Origin of the sequence: Agathobacter rectalis ATCC 33656 (assembly GCF_000020605.1) — a bacterium.
GTDB lineage: Bacteria > Bacillota > Clostridia > Lachnospirales > Lachnospiraceae > Roseburia > Roseburia rectalis.
The window spans coordinates 455,075-471,641 of sequence record NC_012781.1; the positions used below are offsets into that span (position 1 = coordinate 455,075).

Genomic DNA, 16,567 nt, shown 5'->3' on the forward strand with positions numbered 1-16,567 from the left:
TTATGAAAACAATAGAATTTGATACACATTTTTACAAAAAGCTGTGGACACTCATGGTTCCGATAATGGTGCAGAATCTGATGTTGGCGCTGGTGGCGGTGGCAGATGCTTTCATGCTCGGAGGACTGGACCAGAACTATATGTCAGCGGTTTCGCTTGCCACACAGATACAGTTCATCCAGAACATGTTTCTATCAGCAGCTACAGCAGGGCTTGCAATACTCGGAGCACAGTATTGGGGCAAGCAGGACATAAAGGCGCTCGATGATATATTCGCTCTTGCAATCAGGATATGTGGCATAGTATCGGTGCTGTTTTTCGTGGCATGTGCATTTTTCCCACGATATCTGATGCTTATTTTCACAAACGAGCCGGTGCTTATAGATTATGGTGTAAGCTACCTTAAAATAGCTTCTTTTTCATATTTATTAACAGGTTTTTCGCAGTGTTATATAGTCATGATGAAGATATCAGAGCACGCGGGTACTGCGGCGGCAGTCAGCTCAATTACAGTGCTTATAAACATAATACTCAATGCCATATTTATCTATGGTGCATTTGGCATCGAGAGCATGAATGTGAGGGGAGCGGCACTTGCCACACTCATATCAAGAGTAGTGGAGCTTATGCTTTCAATCACATTTTCGTACAGACCGGGATATATCAGGCTTAAAATTAGAGAGCTTTTTGCAAGGAACAAGGAGCTGTCAGCAGATTTTATGAAGTGCTCCGGACCGATTCTCGGAGCAAGCCTTGTATGGGGAATAGGCTTTACATCGTACTCTACATTTATGGGACACATGGGAACAGATGCGGCAGCGGCCAACTCCGTCGCAGCGGTTGTGCGTGATATCATTTGCTGTCTCAGTGCAGGTATATCAAGTGCAGCAGGCATTATGATAGGAAATGAGCTTGGCGCAGGGAATTTAAAGCGTGGAAAAGCATATGGCATCAGAATGGCAAAGCTGTCATTTTTGTGTGGAGCTGTTATGACAGTGCTTATGGCGGTTTCAGCACCGGTGATTTTACATTTTGTAAAGCTCACACCGCAGGCTGCAGAGTATCTGAAGCAGTTATTCGGTGTACTTGCCTTCTACATGATTGGACGATCGGTAAATGAAATCATCATAAACGGTGTCTTTGGTTCGGGAGGAGATACGATGTTTGATATGTACTCTCTTGCTGTTACGATGTGGGGCATAGCAATACCGCTTGCAGTTGCAGGCACATATTTTTTGAACTGGCCGGTGGTTGTGGTATATGCGTGCACCTGTGTGGATGAGGTTGGAAAGATACCGTGGACACTCATACATTTTAAAAAATACAAGTGGGTAAAGGATTTGACAAGATAATGGAAAATGTATGAAAACAAGCGTGTGCACAGGGAGTAGGTCGGTTATCGGCTTAATAAAGCGAGATGACGGATTGCCTGTCAACAATCTCAACATCTATAATCTCACCTAAATTACTGTCTGATTCATTGTCATGTATTTTCTTTAGGAGAAGCTCGGTTGCAAGCCGGGCTTTTTTTGGTACATTTTGTGATACCGATGTAAGCTTCGGCACGGTGTACTGGCATAGATTCAAATTATCATAGCCTATGACAGATAAATCAATCGGGACACGGTAACCGCCGAGACGCGCACCCTCCATGATGCCGATAGCACATATATCGGCAGTTGTTACCACTGCTGTGATTGGTGACTTGCTGCCTGCAATGGCACGGCCGGCTTCGATACCGCCCTCATATGAAGGTGGATAGCTGAAAATATATTCAGGACGGAAAGGAATATGACTGTCCTCCAAAGCTTTTTTGTATCCGTTAAAACGTTTGGTGAGGACGATATTTCCCTCATAATCAGCTACAAATGCAATCTCGGTGTGCCCGTGATTTATCATATATTTGGTCGACAAATATAAGCCCTTTTCATCATCAGATATTACATTTATGAGATTAGGGTGAGAGTAATTGCTGTCAAAGGTAGCAATAGGGCAGTTGGCTGCATCCATCAGCTTTTCAAGATTTTGGGCAGAGGTGGGGAAAACCAGAATCATCCCATCGACATTCCAGTTCTTAACCAAAGATAATATGTCTGAGCTTCTGGATACTGATTGAAGCATGGTGAAGTATCCGTTTTTGTGAAGCTCTGTTTCTATTGTACCAATCATTGTACTGACATATGGGTTCTCAAAATAATTGTATCCTGAAGCATATTCTTTCTCCTCTAAGAATGTAACAACTCCGATAATGTGTGAGGAATTGTTTGAAAGACTTCTTGCGTTCATATTCGGAACATAATTATATTCCTCTATAATTGAATTGATTTTATCCCTTGTTTTCTGTGAAACACGGCTTGTCTTTCCGTTGATTACGTTTGAGACGGTCATTGTGCTCACACCTGCCATTTCGGCAATATCCTTAAGCGTCATATTAAACTCCATTCTATTCAGTATTATAATTTTTTTACTATATAGTTTATACATAAACCACAATAAGTTTGAACATAAACAATGATGAGTTTATACATAAACCGAATATGATTCAAAATATGGGTTTATAAATTATCTTAAGTATACATTTTTATTTTGCAAATAGCAATCGGTTTTTGCAAATATTTAGACAAAACCCTAATTTACATGTAAAAATGCACAAAAAACATATGAAAATAATATGAAAAGTGATAAAAAAACAAAAAACTATTGACGAATGTATAAGGTGGTGGTAGATTATAGTTAGATTTAGCGCTAAACTAATTTGAACGAAAAAGAGGATATTGAATTAAGAAAGTGAGGATTTCTATGAAGAAGAAACTTATTGCAACAGTTATGGCAGCTACAATGGCAGTGACAGCGCTTACAGGCTGTGGCAGCTCATCGGCTTCATCAGCTAAAAAGGACATAAAGGTACCAACAAAGCCATTTGGCGATACGGTGAAGTATGACCCTTCGGTTGAGATTAATGATGGAAAGGATATCTCAATTGACCTGTGGGAGTGGGGAAGCGATGAATTATTTCAGAAGGTTATTGACAGATACACAGCTATTCATCCTAATGTAACTATAAACCTGGTGGATAATCCATGGGAAGATTACTGGACAAAGCTTCCTCTGGCACTCGATGGTGAGGACGGACCGGCACTCTTCGATGTACATAACAGCTATCATGAGAATCTTATCAACTATATGGCTCCGCTTGATATTCCTGTTGAGGATTTGGAGCAGGACTTCAATGGAGTGAGCGCTCATGTGATTGATGGTAAGGTTTATTACATTGATTACGGAATGATGACAGGCTCTGTTTATTACAACAAGGAGATGTGGAAGGAAGCCGGACTAACAGATGATGATATTCCAAAGACCTGGGATGAAATGATTGAGGTGGCAAAGAAGCTTACCATCAAGGACGGAGACAAGATAGTCCAGGCCGGACTCAATTTCAATAATGATTTCCACCAGAATTACCTGCTTGGTCTTAATTATCAGCTTGGTGAGAACCTCTTTAAGGAGGATGGAAAGACACCTAATGTCAATTCAGATGCCATGAAGAAGGTAATGCAGATGCTTGTTGATATGTACGACAAGGATCAGATTGGTTCAAAGGATTTTGGCGAGAACTGCGCAGACAGCTTTGGACAGGGACAGTCGGCAATGGTTATTCAGTGGGGACATTATTACAATACACTTAAGACCACATGGAGCGATATAGATTTTGGCGTATTTGAAATTCCTACATTTGACGGAAATCCATATGCATACAATAGATATAACGGTGAGTCAACATTCGGTGTAAACAAAAAAGCACCAAAGGATCAGCAGGCAGTTGCACAGGATTTTGTAAAGTTTTTCCTCTGCGATGATGAGTCTCAGGTAGATTTCAATCTTGCTATGAGTACCTTCCCTGCAAAGAAATCCCTTGCAGACAATGAGGAAATACTTAAAAACCCATCGCTTAAGGTACTTGCAGAGCACATTGACCACTACATCTGGCCGGGTCCGATGCCTTCATGTGTTGAGGAGGATATGAAAAAGGCCGGAGAGGATATATTCTACAATGGAGTAGATATTGATACGGCTTTAGACAAGGCACAGGCTGATATTATAAAGGATATGAAGAGCAGTTCATTCCAATCAGTCGAGAATCTATATGAGTTTGCAAAATAACATGTAGAGATTCACTACGGAGGATTATTAATGTTTAAAAAATCACATCCATTACAAAGTAAGAGTGAAATAATTTTAAGAAACATAGTTGTTGTAGCTATGGTAGCTTTCTTTACAATATTTTTGATAATACCAATCGGTATAGCATTTGCAGGAAGCTTTCATGAGTGGAACCCGTTAAGCGGAACATACAAGTTTTTAGGTCTGGAAAATTATAAGCAGGTGTTCACGAGCAAATTGTTCGGTAAATCAATGTTCAATACCGTAATTTTTTCGGTAGTTGTAATTGTTTTCAGAGTTGGTCTGGGACTGGGAATCGCGTATGCTATTTATTCAACGCTTATAAAGCATAAGAGTTTTTTCAGGGCAGTTTACTATATGCCTGTAGTAACGCCTATGGTTGCAGTGGCATTTGTATGGAAGTTCATGTACAATCCACAGATCGGAACCATCAACAAAATATTCGGGCTCGATATCAACTGGCTGATGAATCCCAAAACTGCTCTGATTGCAGTAATGATAATGACCATCTGGAAGGATTTTGGATATGCGGTTGTCATGTATATGGCAGGCCTGTACTCACTTCCGGCAGATGTCATGGAGGCAGCACAGGTTGACGGAGCGAGTGGCTGGCAGAAATTCAGATACATTACATTGCCGTTGCTTAAGCCTATGACACTTTTTGTAGTCATTACATCAATTATTTCGTATATCCAGGCATATGTTCAGATACTCATCATGACAGAGGGTGGACCGGGAACATCAACATATCTGGCTTCTTACATTATTTACGATGAGGCCTTTGTCAAATACAACTTTGGATATGCATCAGCACTTTCATTTGTGCTTTTTGTGATTACCGCAGTGCTTACCGTGCTTTCTTTCAAAGTATCGGGCAAGGAAGAGTAGGAGGAGAATATCATGAGAAAAAAAGTAAGCAGTATAGTTTTAAATGTATTCCTTCTATTATTGGGCATTGTTACAGTTTATCCGTTTATATGGATGCTATGCTCATCATTTAAGCAGAATAAGGAAATAATGGCGTTGCAGCAACATCTGCTTCCACAAGAGTTTACAATAGACAATTACATCAGCATGAATTCGCATTTCAATTTCATGAGGTTTTTTGGAAACAGTTTGTTTATCACGATTGTTGTAACCCTGCTTGTGGTATACACCAGTACAATCTGTGGTTTTGTATTAAGCAAATATAAGTTTAAGGGCAGAAATATCCTATTTGGCTTTGTATTGGCTACTATGATGATTCCATGGTGTGTAACAATTATTCCAAAATACACTATGATTCAGAAATTCGGATGGATGGACAGCTATAAGGCACTTATTATTCCGGCTATGTTCAGCGGATTTGGAATATTTATGATGAAGCAGCACATTGAGACCATTCCTGATGAGATTATTGAAGCTGCCAGAATGGATGGCGCTAATGAGTTTTATATCTTTCACAGGATTATATTTCCGATGGCAAAAAACGGAATTTCAAGTATAGCCATTTTTCAGTTCCTGTGGACATGGGAAGACTATCTGTGGCCTTATCTTGTAATCAATACCAAGGAAAAGCAGCTATTGGCAGTTGGTCTTAAGATGTTTAACGGACAGTATTCAACAGATTATGGCGCACTTTTTGCGGCAACGGCAATATCTATCATACCGGTTTTACTGATATATCTGTTCTTCCAGAAGCAGTTTATCGCAGGAATTGCGGCATCGGCTGTCAAGGGATAGCGTAATTTATATGAGAGGGAGTATTTCATGCAGGAAATATACAGAGTAAAGACAAGTCCGGTGGCATTATCGGACAATATGATAATAGGTGAAAAATACAGGATTACAGTTCTGACAGAAGCCCTTGTCCGTCTGGAATACAGTGAAGATGGCGTATTCGAGGATAGGGCAACACAGACAGTATTGTTCAGGGATTTTCCAAAGACCGGCTATCATGTGGTGCGTAACGCTGATGGAATTGAGGTTCATACATCAATGCTGCACCTGATATATAATGAGAAGGAGTTCTCATCACACGGACTGAGTATACAGATTAAGGGAAACCTGAGCGCATATCACAGCATCTGGCATTATGGCGAGAAGGTGCATGATTTGCAGGGTACAGCGCGTACACTTGATGACGTAAACGGAGAGGTTGAGCTTGGACACGGTGTCGTTTCACGCTTTGGATATTCAATTCTTGATGACAGTAAATCACAGATTTTACTTGACGATGGATGGATTGAGCCAAGAAAAAAAGGTGTGTCTGATTTGTATTTCTTTGGATACGGACATGATTATAAACAGGCGCTCAATGATTTTTACAGGCTTTGCGGCAAGACCCCGATGCTTCCGCGATATGCACTGGGAAACTGGTGGAGCAGATATTATAAATACTCAGAAGAAAGCTATATGGAGCTGATGGACAAATTCGATGAAAAGAACATCCCATTCACGGTAGCGGTAATAGATATGGACTGGCATCAGGTTGATGTGGACCCTAAATACGGAAGCGGCTGGACAGGATATACCTGGAACAAAAAGCTTTTCCCGGATCCGAAGCGCTTTCTTGGAAAGCTCCATGACAGAGGAATGCATACTACCCTGAACGTACACCCTGCGGATGGTGTGCAGGGCTGTGAAGAAATGTATGTTGATATGGCAAAGGAAATGGGCGTGGACTATGAAAAGGAGGACCCGGTTGTATGTGATCCGGCAAGCCCAAAGTTTATGGATGCATATTTTAAGTATCTTCATCATCCGAGAGAGGCTGAAGGTGTGGATTTCTGGTGGATTGACTGGCAGCAGGGCAGCAACTGCAAGGTTGAAGGATTGGATCCGCTATGGATTTTTAATCATTTTCATTATCTCGATAATAAAAGAGACGGCAGGCGTCCAATGACATTTTCGCGCTATGCAGGTCCGGGAAGCCATAGATATCCGATTGGATTTTCGGGAGATACACATATTACATGGGAGTCGCTTAATTTTCAACCGTATTTTACAACGACAGCGACAAACATCGGATATGGATGGTGGAGCCATGATATTGGCGGACATATGCTTGGCTACAAGGATGATGAGCTGACAGCCAGATGGACACAATATGGTATATTCTCTCCGATAATGCGTCTGCACAGCTCATGCAGCGAATTTAACGGCAAGGAGCCGTGGCGATTTAAAAAAGAGACTGAGGAAGCGATGGAGGCGGCGCTCAGACAGAGGCATTGTATGATTCCGTATCTGTATACCATGAACTATCGCAGCTATGCCGAGAATATGCCGCTGATTGAGCCTATGTATTATGAGTATCCTGAAAATGCAGAGGCTTATGAGGTAAAGAATCAGTATTTCTTTGGCAGCCAGCTTATGGTAGCACCTGTTACAACTCCACGTATTAAGGGACTTAATGTGGCAAAAACCAAAGTATGGTTCCCGGAGGGCATCTGGTATGATATCTATACAGGCATGCGCTATGATGGTGGAAGAATGCTGGAGGTTTACAGGGATTTGAGCAGCATACCTGTGTTTGCGAAGGCGGGAGGCATACTTGTGTGTGCAGATGCTGATGAGCTTGATGCAAGATCTGTTATCAAAAATCCTGATGTATTATGTGTCAGGGTATTCCCGGAGGCTGATGGTGAGTTTGAGCTATACGAGGATGACAATGAATCCTGCGGATATGTGGATGGCAGATGTGTGACCACAGCTATGAAATATTCTGCGGATAAAGATATGTTTGTCATTTCTCCGGCAGATGGAGATACATCATTAATACCTGACAACAGAACCTATAAGCTTGTCTTTGAAAGAAGAACCGAGACAGCAGCCGATAAGGTAAAGGTATCTGTGGATGGTAAAGAGGTATTGGCAAAGAATAAATATGATAAAGAAAACAGAAAGCTCATCGTTACTGTAAATGCATCGACAGCGAGCAAAATAAGCGTTGCAATATCGAAAGACACAGTAGCGCTTGATAATCAAATCGAAAAAAGATGCTTTGATTTCCTGAATCAGGCAGAGATAGGCTTTGTGCTAAAGGATGAAATCTACGGTCTTATTACATCGGGAAAGAAAACAACAGTGATTTTATCAGAGCTCAAGGCAAAGGAGCTTGATACAGAGCTGTATGGTGTATTGACAGAGATACTTACAGCCTGAGGCAGTCACCGGTTATACTAGGTGTGACCGGTGACTTTCTTTGTTGTAAAAATTAAAAATGGATGATACTATTATAGTAAACGGAAGTATTTTTATAAGAAACATCAGGAGAAACTATATAATTCAAGGGAGGATTATGCAATGGGAAATTTATATAAGAACTGTAAAATACAGGACAACACAGCAGAGCTGATCTACGAGAACGGCAGTCTGTTTGTTACCATATTTGAAAACAACATAGTGCATGTTGCACAAAAACACGGCATCGAAAGTGTTGCAATAGAAGAGGACTTTATTCCGAAGGCTGCCACACCGGACGTGACCTGCAAGGATACGTCTGATGCCAAGGGGACCGCAGCAGAAGCCGGTGTAAGCGATGCAGCAGTTAAAGCAGTCATAAGTGCAAGGGATATTACTGTAAATGTAAAGGATAACGAGAAGCTTGATATTTATTACAAAGGGAAGCTTGTGCTTTCGGATTATGAAACAGCACGCAAAAAGAGTGAGAAGAATCCGTACGAGGATCTTGCCATCGCAGAGCTTGAGGGACATACTGTCGGAAAAGATGAAGAAAAAACTGACGCTGTTACCATCATCAAAAAGCTTGGAAAGGATGATGCTATTTACGGTCTGGGAGATAAGCCGGGATGCCTCAACAAGCGTGGATATTCATATGTAAACTGGAACACGGATGATCCTGCGCCACATGTGGACAGCTTCAAATCGCTGTACAAATCCATACCGTTTTTTATCGTGTTGGGCGATGAATATTGCTATGGAATTTTTGCGGATAATACCTACAAGACAACCTTTGATTTCGGTTATGAAAACACAGATTACTATTTCGTCGAGCATGAGAAGGGCGAGCTGGACTACTATTTTATGCCGGGAAATGATATGGCAGAGGTGGTAGGACTTTATACATCACTGACAGGCACCACACCGCTTTATCAGAGATGGATATACGGCAGCCATCAAAGCCGCTGGGGCTATTACACACAGGATGAGGTACTTGATATAGCTGACAAATTCCGCGAACTTGATATCCCATGCGATGTGATACATATGGATATCGATTACATGAACGGCTACAGGGTATTCACCTTTGATGACAAGAAATTCCCGGATGTAAAGGGCCTTTCAGAGAAGCTTGCTGACAGGGGTGTAAAGCTCATATCCATCATTGACCCGGGTGTGAAAAAGGATGAGGATTATTTCATGTACAAAGAGGGCATGGAGATGGATGCATTTGCACATGATACAGATGGCAGTGTATATGAAAATGCTGTCTGGCCGGGAACATCGGTATTTCCGGACTTCACAAAGCAAAGCGTCAGAAGCTGGTGGGGAGACAAGACCAAGATACTTCTCGAGCACGGTATCAGTGGCATATGGAATGATATGAATGAGCCTGCAAGCTTCAACGGACCACTGCCGGATGATGTGCAGTTTGAGTATGGAGCACATGAAAAGGTTCACAATATTTACGGACATTTTATGGCAAAAGCTACATATGAGGGACTTGCGAAAAATGATGGTGGAAAACGTCCGTTTGTACTTACAAGGGCTGCATATGCCGGAAGCCAGAAATACTGCGGTGGCTGGACCGGAGACAATCACAGCATCTGGGCGCATATAGCACTTTCGCTCGAGCAGGTCTGCAATCTGTCAGTCAGCGGACTTGCCATGTGTGGCAGCGATATAGGCGGTTTCGGAAGTGATACTACACCGGAGCTTCTTGTCAGATTTTATGAGGCAGCAGTATTTGTGCCGTTTTTCAGAAATCATTCAGCGATGGGAACACGCAGACAGGAGCCTTGGCAGTTTGACGAGACTACGATAGATGCAGTCAGAAAGACAGTAAAGCTCAGATACAGATTTATCCCATATATCTATGATCTGGCACATGAGTGTGAGAAGACAGGAGCACCTATCGTGCGCCCGCTCGTATACGAGTATCATGCAGATAAGCATGTGAGAAATATTTCCGATGAATATATGCTCGGAAGCTTTGTACTGGTTGCACCTGTGATCGCACCGGGCAAGGAGGCAAGAGAGGTTTATCTGCCTGACGGCGACTGGTATGATTACTACACAGGCGAAAAATACAGTGGCGGCAGATATATTTTAGCAGATGCACCACTTGATAAAGTACCTGTCTTCATAAAAGCAGGAGCCATTATCCCTGTTGCAGACGGAGAAATTCGCTCTACAGAGGACATTACAGAGGATAAGATCAGCATACTGACATATCCGGGCAAGGGCAGCTTCGTGCATTATCAGGATGACAATGAGACGTTTGCATACAGAAACGGTGCGTACAATGCTGTTGAGTATACACTGGATGGGGATAAGCTCGAGAAGAAAGTGTTGCATAAGGGATTGTAAAAATACATAACCTTAAATTTAAAATTCAATATCAACCTCAACAGGGCAGTGGTCTGAACCGAGCACATCGGTATGGATTGCTGCCTTTTTAAGCTTATCATTGATGCGCTTTGATGTGATAAAGTAGTCGATACGCCAGCCTGCGTTCTTCTCGCGAGCCTTAAAACGGTATGACCACCAGGAATATATACCCTCGGCATCTGGATAAAAATATCTGAAGGTATCGGTAAAGCCGGAACCTAAAAGCTCCGTCATTTTAGCACGTTCCTCATCTGAAAAACCTGCATTCTTGCGGTTTGTTTTTGGATTTTTCAGGTCGATTTCATTGTGTGCGACGTTCAGATCACCACACAGTACGACAGGCTTTTTGGCATCGAGTGTTTTAAGATATTCTCTGAAATCATCCTCCCACTGCATACGGTACGGCAGCCTTTTCAGCTCATTCTGTGAGTTTGGTGTATAGCAGGTTACGAGATAGAAATTGTCATATTCGAGTGTGATGACACGTCCTTCCTTATCATGCTCCTCAATGCCTATGCCGTAAGACACAGATAATGGCTCATTTTTTGCGAAAATGGCTGTGCCGGAATAGCCTTTTTTCTCGGCATAATTCCAGTACTGGTGATAGCCCGGCAGGTCAAGGTCAATCTGTCCCGCCTGTAGCTTGGACTCCTGTATACAAAAGAAATCCGCATCTATACTGTTAAAAAAATCAAGGAAACCTTTCTGGACGCATGCGCGCAGTCCATTTACATTCCACGATATAAATTTCATGTCTTAGTCCTCCATATAAGTGTGTGTATTAAAATCATATTTAAAAAGTATTCTTCTTACAAAAACGAAATCATATAAGCAGGCAGACAGAGTATGTCTTTGTCTTTTGAGAAATCCTTTGTATATACGAGATATTTTTGAAGAATACGGTTTGAAAATTTTATTGAAAATTCATCCAGTGACTTATGGGTTTTATAGCCACTGGATTTTACTTCAATAGGGCAAACCTTATTTTTTTTGGCAATAAGAAAATCTATTTCGTAATTATGGCGTGAACTTTCATTAAAAAAAGTATAGTAAAATAATTCGTTGCCATTACACGTTAAAAGCTGTGCAACTACATTTTCGTAAAGATAGCCTAGATTAGTTCCTAGCTTGTCATTTAACAATTTTTCATAAATTATGTTTTCTGTGAAATCTTTGTCTTTAAACATCAATGTAGTAAACAGCCCGGTATCGCATAAAAATAGTTTAAACCGGGTTAAGTCTTTGTTGGTTGACATACCGGCACTTGGGTCATTTGCATGGTATGATACCAAAACAGTTTTTGAGTCTTTTAACTCTGCAATCAGTTCCAGTGTATTATCGGCGCGATTGTTTGTCAGTACGCTTGATACCTGATATCGTGAAGCATTTTTGTTTAGCTGCGCAGGAATTGCATCAAAAAGCATAGATATTTTTCCAGTAGCATCTATTTTTTTGAAATCATCTTCATAAAGATTCAGAATATCACGCTTCACGTCATCAACCTTACGGAAGTTATTGGTTTTGATATATTCATCAACTGCCTGCGGCATTCCCCCGACAAGCATATAAAGACGGAAATCACGCATCAATTTACGATTAATCTCTTCTCCGAAGGGTTTTTGAGAATCGAATAGCTTATGGATTAGGGGGATAGTTGTTTCATCATTCAAAGCCCATAAAAATTCTTCATAATCCATAGGATACATGTTTAGCTTTCTCTCTTCGCTTGGAATAAGTATATCCTGTACGTTTTTTTTGATAGAAATCAGAGAACCGGTTTCTATATAATCATATCGGTGATCTTTTACAAGTGATTTGATAGCCTGTCTTGCGCGGGGGCATAATTGTACTTCGTCAAAAATAATCAAAGACTCTCTCTCATAGAGATCGACTTTGTATTGGAGCTGCAACTGCAAAAACAGATAATTCAGATCTGAAATATCCTCAAACAGTTCACGTATATTTTTTGAGACGATTGAGAAATCAATGATTATATAACTTTTGTATTCATTTCGTCCAAATGACTCTACGATGGTTGACTTGCCTATACGACGGGCTCCTTCGATTAAGAGTGCTGTTTTACCATCGGAATCCTTTTTCCATTGCAATAATTTATCATATATTTTTCGCTTAAACATGACATTCTCCTAATAAAATTACAAAATCGCATTTTTTATTTTGATGTTTTACTACAAAATCGCATTTTTTATTTCGACGATTTACCACAAAATCGCATTTTCTTTTTTGCTATTTTACCACAAAATCGCATTTTTTAAAAGAGGTTTGAATCTGCAGATTACACTTTTTATATAAAATCGTTACTGTTCACACCGAACAGTGTGACCAGCAACATAAAATACGTATAATAGAGGAAGAAAATACGCAAGATAATACGTAAGAAAATATGCAAGATAAAGTCGGTTCATAAGCTGCACCAAGCTGGTGCAGAAATCAGAAATATGTGAAAATATGACATAAATATAATAAATCCGCTACACTATATCATATGATTACGCACATGATATAATGCAGCGGATTTTATTGTTGATTATTTTAAAGCTCAAGTAAAATTTTTTATAGCACATCGCTTCCATCAGGAATCTTTGAGATAATAGTTCTGTTAATCCTGATTAAGAATAATGTCGAAACAGTAAAGGATATCACCTCTGCTATAGGGAAAGCCCACCATACAGCGTGAAGTCCACCAAGCTTTGAAAGGATGTATGCTGCCGGAATTAAAACCACAAGCTGACGCATGATTGATACGATCATGGAAAAGACCGCCTTTCCCAAAGCCTGGAATACGGTGCCGACGATAATACAAAACCATGCGATGAGGAAATGCACTCCGATTATTCTGAGCGCCGGAACACCGATTTTGAGCATATCGTCAGAGGCGCTGAACATTCCAAGAAGCACATGTGGTATGAACTCAAAGCAGGCAAAGCCAACGAAGAGCAGACAGAATGCTGTTATCAGGCTGACCTTTATTGTTTTAACCATACGCTTTCTGTTCTGAGCACCGTAGTTGAATGCGATGATAGGTGTGATTCCGTTGTTCAGTCCGAATACAGGCATAAAGAAGAAGCTCTGCAGCTTGAAATAAACACCGAAAACAGCAGCGGCAGTCGATGAAAAGCCGATAAGTATTCTGTTCATGGCATATGTCATTATAGAGCCTATAGACTGCATGATGATTGACGGAATACCGATAGCATAAATGGTTCCCATGATTTTGAAATCCGGGCTGTAGCCCTTGAAGCTCAGGCTGATTTCATGATTGAATTTGTGGTTGCAGACAAAGGCAACAACGGCGGCTACGCACTGTCCCACAACGGTTGCCACGGCTGCACCGGTAGCACCGAGCTTAGGGAAGCCAAGCAGTCCAAAGATCATGATAGGATCCAGAATGATATTTGTGATGGCACCGCAAAGCTGTGAGGTCATGCTGAAAATAGTTCTTCCTGTCGAGGTAAGCACCCTCTCAAAAAAGATTTCCGCAAAAATACCAAATGAAAAAATCATAACAGTACTCAGGTAGCTCACACCCATATCCATGATTTCGATATCAGCATTTCCAATCTGACTCATGTAAAAAGGCTTTACGATTGTAAGTCCGAGAATCAGAAATATTACATAGCTGAATGCATATAGTACGGCACCGTTGATGCCGATTTTGTTGGCCTCGTCGTATTTATGGGCGCCGAGTGACTTTGACAGCAGCGCGTTTACACCTACACCGGTACCGGTTGCGACAGCGATGATGAGTGTCTGCAAAGGGAAGGCAAGTGAAACTGCTGTGAGTGCGTTTTCGGACAGCTTTGCAACGAAAATACTGTCCACGATGTTGTATAAAGCCTGTACGAGCATGGAAATCATCATAGGCAAAGACATGTTAAATACAAGTCTGCCGATAGGCATGGTTCCCATCTTGTTCTCTGTTACAGGGGCTGAATTTGTTTCCTGACTCATAATTCCTCCTATTGTAAATGATTGTTAATTTAAAACTCCTACATTATATATGTACGAAGCTTTAGTTATTAAAATTAAAATCACCGGTAGATTAGCCGGTGTTTAAAATGTGCAACAAAGCGCCAATTACATATAATACCATGACTGCAGGATACTTTCAAGGTATTATATAACTGTTAAATCATATCATAATAGTTAATGAAAAAATGCCTCAAAAAGTATAGCATTGCAGGGTATAAATTACGATAACCGCTTGACAAAATGACAGAGAGATATATAATTAGTTCAAAAATGAATAATTCAAAAATGTATAACGAAGCAGCAAAATAGGAAAAGAAAAGAAGGAATATCACATATGAAATTTAACTTTGAGTTTGCAGAGAAGATTTCGCGAACCTACAGCGATGAGTGCAGACCACTGTGCCATGAGCTGAAGCTTCCGCAGACAGCCTTTGATATACTCATGTTTCTGGCGAACAATCCGGAATATAAGACGGCAAGGGATATAGTTGAAATAAGAAAAATCAAGGCAAATCTTGTGTCTGTAAATGTTGATAAGCTTGTGAATGAAGGCTATCTGGAGAGAAAACCTGTGGAAAATGATAGGAGGAAGACGGAGCTTGTCTGTACAAAAAAGGCCGGGACTGTCATTGAAAGAGGAAGGCGTATACAGCAGCAGTTTACAGCAAATCTGTTTGCAGGGATAGATGAGGAGCAGAAAAAGCAGCTGACGATTGTTATGGAACAGCTTGAGAATAATATGGATGAAATAATCAGGAGGAAATCACACAAATGAGCACATTAATAACTATAATAGTAACATTTTTTGCCGGTATGGGCGCAGGCCTTGGAACCGGCTTTGCGGGACTAAGCGCAGCAGCAGTAATAAGCCCTATGCTCATTACATTTTTGGGAATGGACCCTTATATGGCAGTGGGAATAGCCCTGTCGTCTGATGTACTTGCCAGCGCAGTGTCAGCCTATACATATGGAAAGAACAAGAACCTTGATGTAAAAAACGGGCTCATAATGATGGTCACGGTTTTATGCTTCACGGTTGTTGGAAGCTATGTATCAAGCCTTGTGCCGTCAGCAACAATGGGCAACTTTTCGGTATTTATGACATTTTTACTCGGAATCAAGTTTATAGTCCGTCCTGTCATGACAACAAAGGAGGCCATGCAGGGAGTTTCAGCTAAAAAGAGAGCTGTCCAGTCAATCATCTGCGGTGTGATTATCGGATTTATCTGTGGCTTCATAGGTGCGGGAGGCGGTATGATGATGCTCCTCATCCTCACATCGGTGCTTGGCTATGAGCTTAAGACTGCAGTCGGAACGAGCGTATTTATCATGGCATTTACAGCCTTTACAGGAGCTGCCTCGCACTTTGCCATCGGTGGAAAACCGGACTGGTTTGTGCTGCTTTTATGTATTGCATTTACACTCCTTTGGGCGAGAATTGCAGCGGTCTTTGCAAACAAGGCATCCGCAAAAACCTTAAATCGTGCCACAGGTATTGTACTTGTAATACTTGGCATCGTGGTATTTGCATTTTCACTTCTGAGCTGATTTTTCCTGAATATATAACTGCAAGCCCCGGCTGCCCGACCGGCACACACAGCTTCCCCGCGTGCGAATAGCGAAGCTGCTTAGATACTGTAGAAATTATGCCATGAAACACAGAAACGCTCCTGCATGGACGCAGGGGCGAGGAGAACCGCGCCACGGACGGCGCGTTTCGACGGTTTCGTCAGGCATAGAAGCTCTTCAAGCATAATTTCGTACAGTATCTTAGCAGCGCAGCGTAGCACGCGGGGGAAGCTGTGTGTGCCGGTCGGGCAGCCGGGACTTACATCATTAC

Annotated in this window: 12 protein-coding genes; 8 read left to right on the forward strand and 4 right to left on the reverse strand. The window is 41.4% G+C overall.

Features of this window, described 5'->3' with window-relative positions; genetic code table 11:
- Positions 1 to 2 precede the first annotated feature (2 nt).
- Complete coding sequence (locus EUBREC_RS02230) at positions 3 to 1,352, forward strand: MATE family efflux transporter (protein ID WP_012741402.1); 1,350 nt, start codon at positions 3 to 5, stop codon at positions 1,350 to 1,352.
- A gap of 52 nt (positions 1,353 to 1,404) precedes the next feature.
- Here the strand turns inward: EUBREC_RS02230 and EUBREC_RS02235 are convergent, their stop codons facing one another.
- Positions 1,405 to 2,430: a LacI family DNA-binding transcriptional regulator gene (locus EUBREC_RS02235; protein ID WP_041253836.1), complete on the reverse strand. Its 1,026-nt coding sequence runs from the start codon at positions 2,428 to 2,430 to the stop codon at positions 1,405 to 1,407.
- A 369-nt stretch (positions 2,431 to 2,799) separates the two neighbouring features.
- On the opposite strand from EUBREC_RS02235, the gene EUBREC_RS02240 reads away from it, so the two are divergent.
- The 5 genes from EUBREC_RS02240 (at position 2,800) to EUBREC_RS02260 (ending at position 10,713) form a co-directional block, all read left to right on the forward strand.
- Complete coding sequence (locus EUBREC_RS02240; protein WP_012741404.1) at positions 2,800 to 4,161, forward strand: extracellular solute-binding protein; 1,362 nt, start codon at positions 2,800 to 2,802, stop codon at positions 4,159 to 4,161.
- 30 nt (positions 4,162 to 4,191) lie between these two features.
- Positions 4,192 to 5,070: a carbohydrate ABC transporter permease gene (locus tag EUBREC_RS02245; RefSeq protein WP_012741405.1), complete on the forward strand. Its 879-nt coding sequence runs from the start codon at positions 4,192 to 4,194 to the stop codon at positions 5,068 to 5,070.
- Positions 5,071 to 5,082: 12 nt separating this feature from the next.
- Entirely contained in the window at positions 5,083 to 5,904 is an 822-nt protein-coding gene (locus EUBREC_RS02250; protein ID WP_012741406.1) for a carbohydrate ABC transporter permease, read from the forward strand.
- A 27-nt stretch (positions 5,905 to 5,931) separates the two neighbouring features.
- The gene (locus tag EUBREC_RS02255; protein WP_012741407.1) at positions 5,932 to 8,325 is read left to right on the forward strand and encodes a glycoside hydrolase family 31 protein; all 2,394 of its coding nucleotides are present in this window, start codon (positions 5,932 to 5,934) and stop codon (positions 8,323 to 8,325) included.
- Positions 8,326 to 8,466: 141 nt separating this feature from the next.
- The gene (locus tag EUBREC_RS02260; RefSeq protein ID WP_012741408.1) at positions 8,467 to 10,713 is read left to right on the forward strand and encodes a glycoside hydrolase family 31 protein; all 2,247 of its coding nucleotides are present in this window, start codon (positions 8,467 to 8,469) and stop codon (positions 10,711 to 10,713) included.
- An 18-nt stretch (positions 10,714 to 10,731) separates the two neighbouring features.
- Here EUBREC_RS02260 and EUBREC_RS02265 read toward each other — a convergent pair whose 3' ends face one another.
- From EUBREC_RS02265 to EUBREC_RS02275, 3 genes are all read right to left on the reverse strand, one after another.
- The gene (locus EUBREC_RS02265; RefSeq protein ID WP_012741409.1) at positions 10,732 to 11,487 is read right to left on the reverse strand and encodes an exodeoxyribonuclease III; all 756 of its coding nucleotides are present in this window, start codon (positions 11,485 to 11,487) and stop codon (positions 10,732 to 10,734) included.
- 56 nt (positions 11,488 to 11,543) lie between these two features.
- On the reverse strand, positions 11,544 to 12,872 hold the full coding sequence (locus EUBREC_RS02270; RefSeq protein ID WP_012741410.1) for an ATP-binding protein: 1,329 nt from the start codon (positions 12,870 to 12,872) through the stop codon (positions 11,544 to 11,546).
- A gap of 436 nt (positions 12,873 to 13,308) precedes the next feature.
- Entirely contained in the window at positions 13,309 to 14,706 is a 1,398-nt protein-coding gene (locus tag EUBREC_RS02275) for an MATE family efflux transporter (RefSeq protein WP_012741412.1), read from the reverse strand.
- Between the two features lie 355 nt (positions 14,707 to 15,061).
- Here EUBREC_RS02275 and EUBREC_RS02280 point away from each other — a divergent pair, with 355 nt between their 5' ends.
- Entirely contained in the window at positions 15,062 to 15,502 is a 441-nt protein-coding gene (locus EUBREC_RS02280) for a MarR family winged helix-turn-helix transcriptional regulator (RefSeq protein WP_012741414.1), read from the forward strand.
- Positions 15,499 to 16,275: a sulfite exporter TauE/SafE family protein gene (locus EUBREC_RS02285; protein ID WP_012741415.1), complete on the forward strand. Its 777-nt coding sequence runs from the start codon at positions 15,499 to 15,501 to the stop codon at positions 16,273 to 16,275. The genes EUBREC_RS02280 and EUBREC_RS02285 overlap by 4 nt, the downstream gene beginning before the upstream one ends.
- The last annotated feature ends 292 nt before the right edge of the window (positions 16,276 to 16,567 follow it).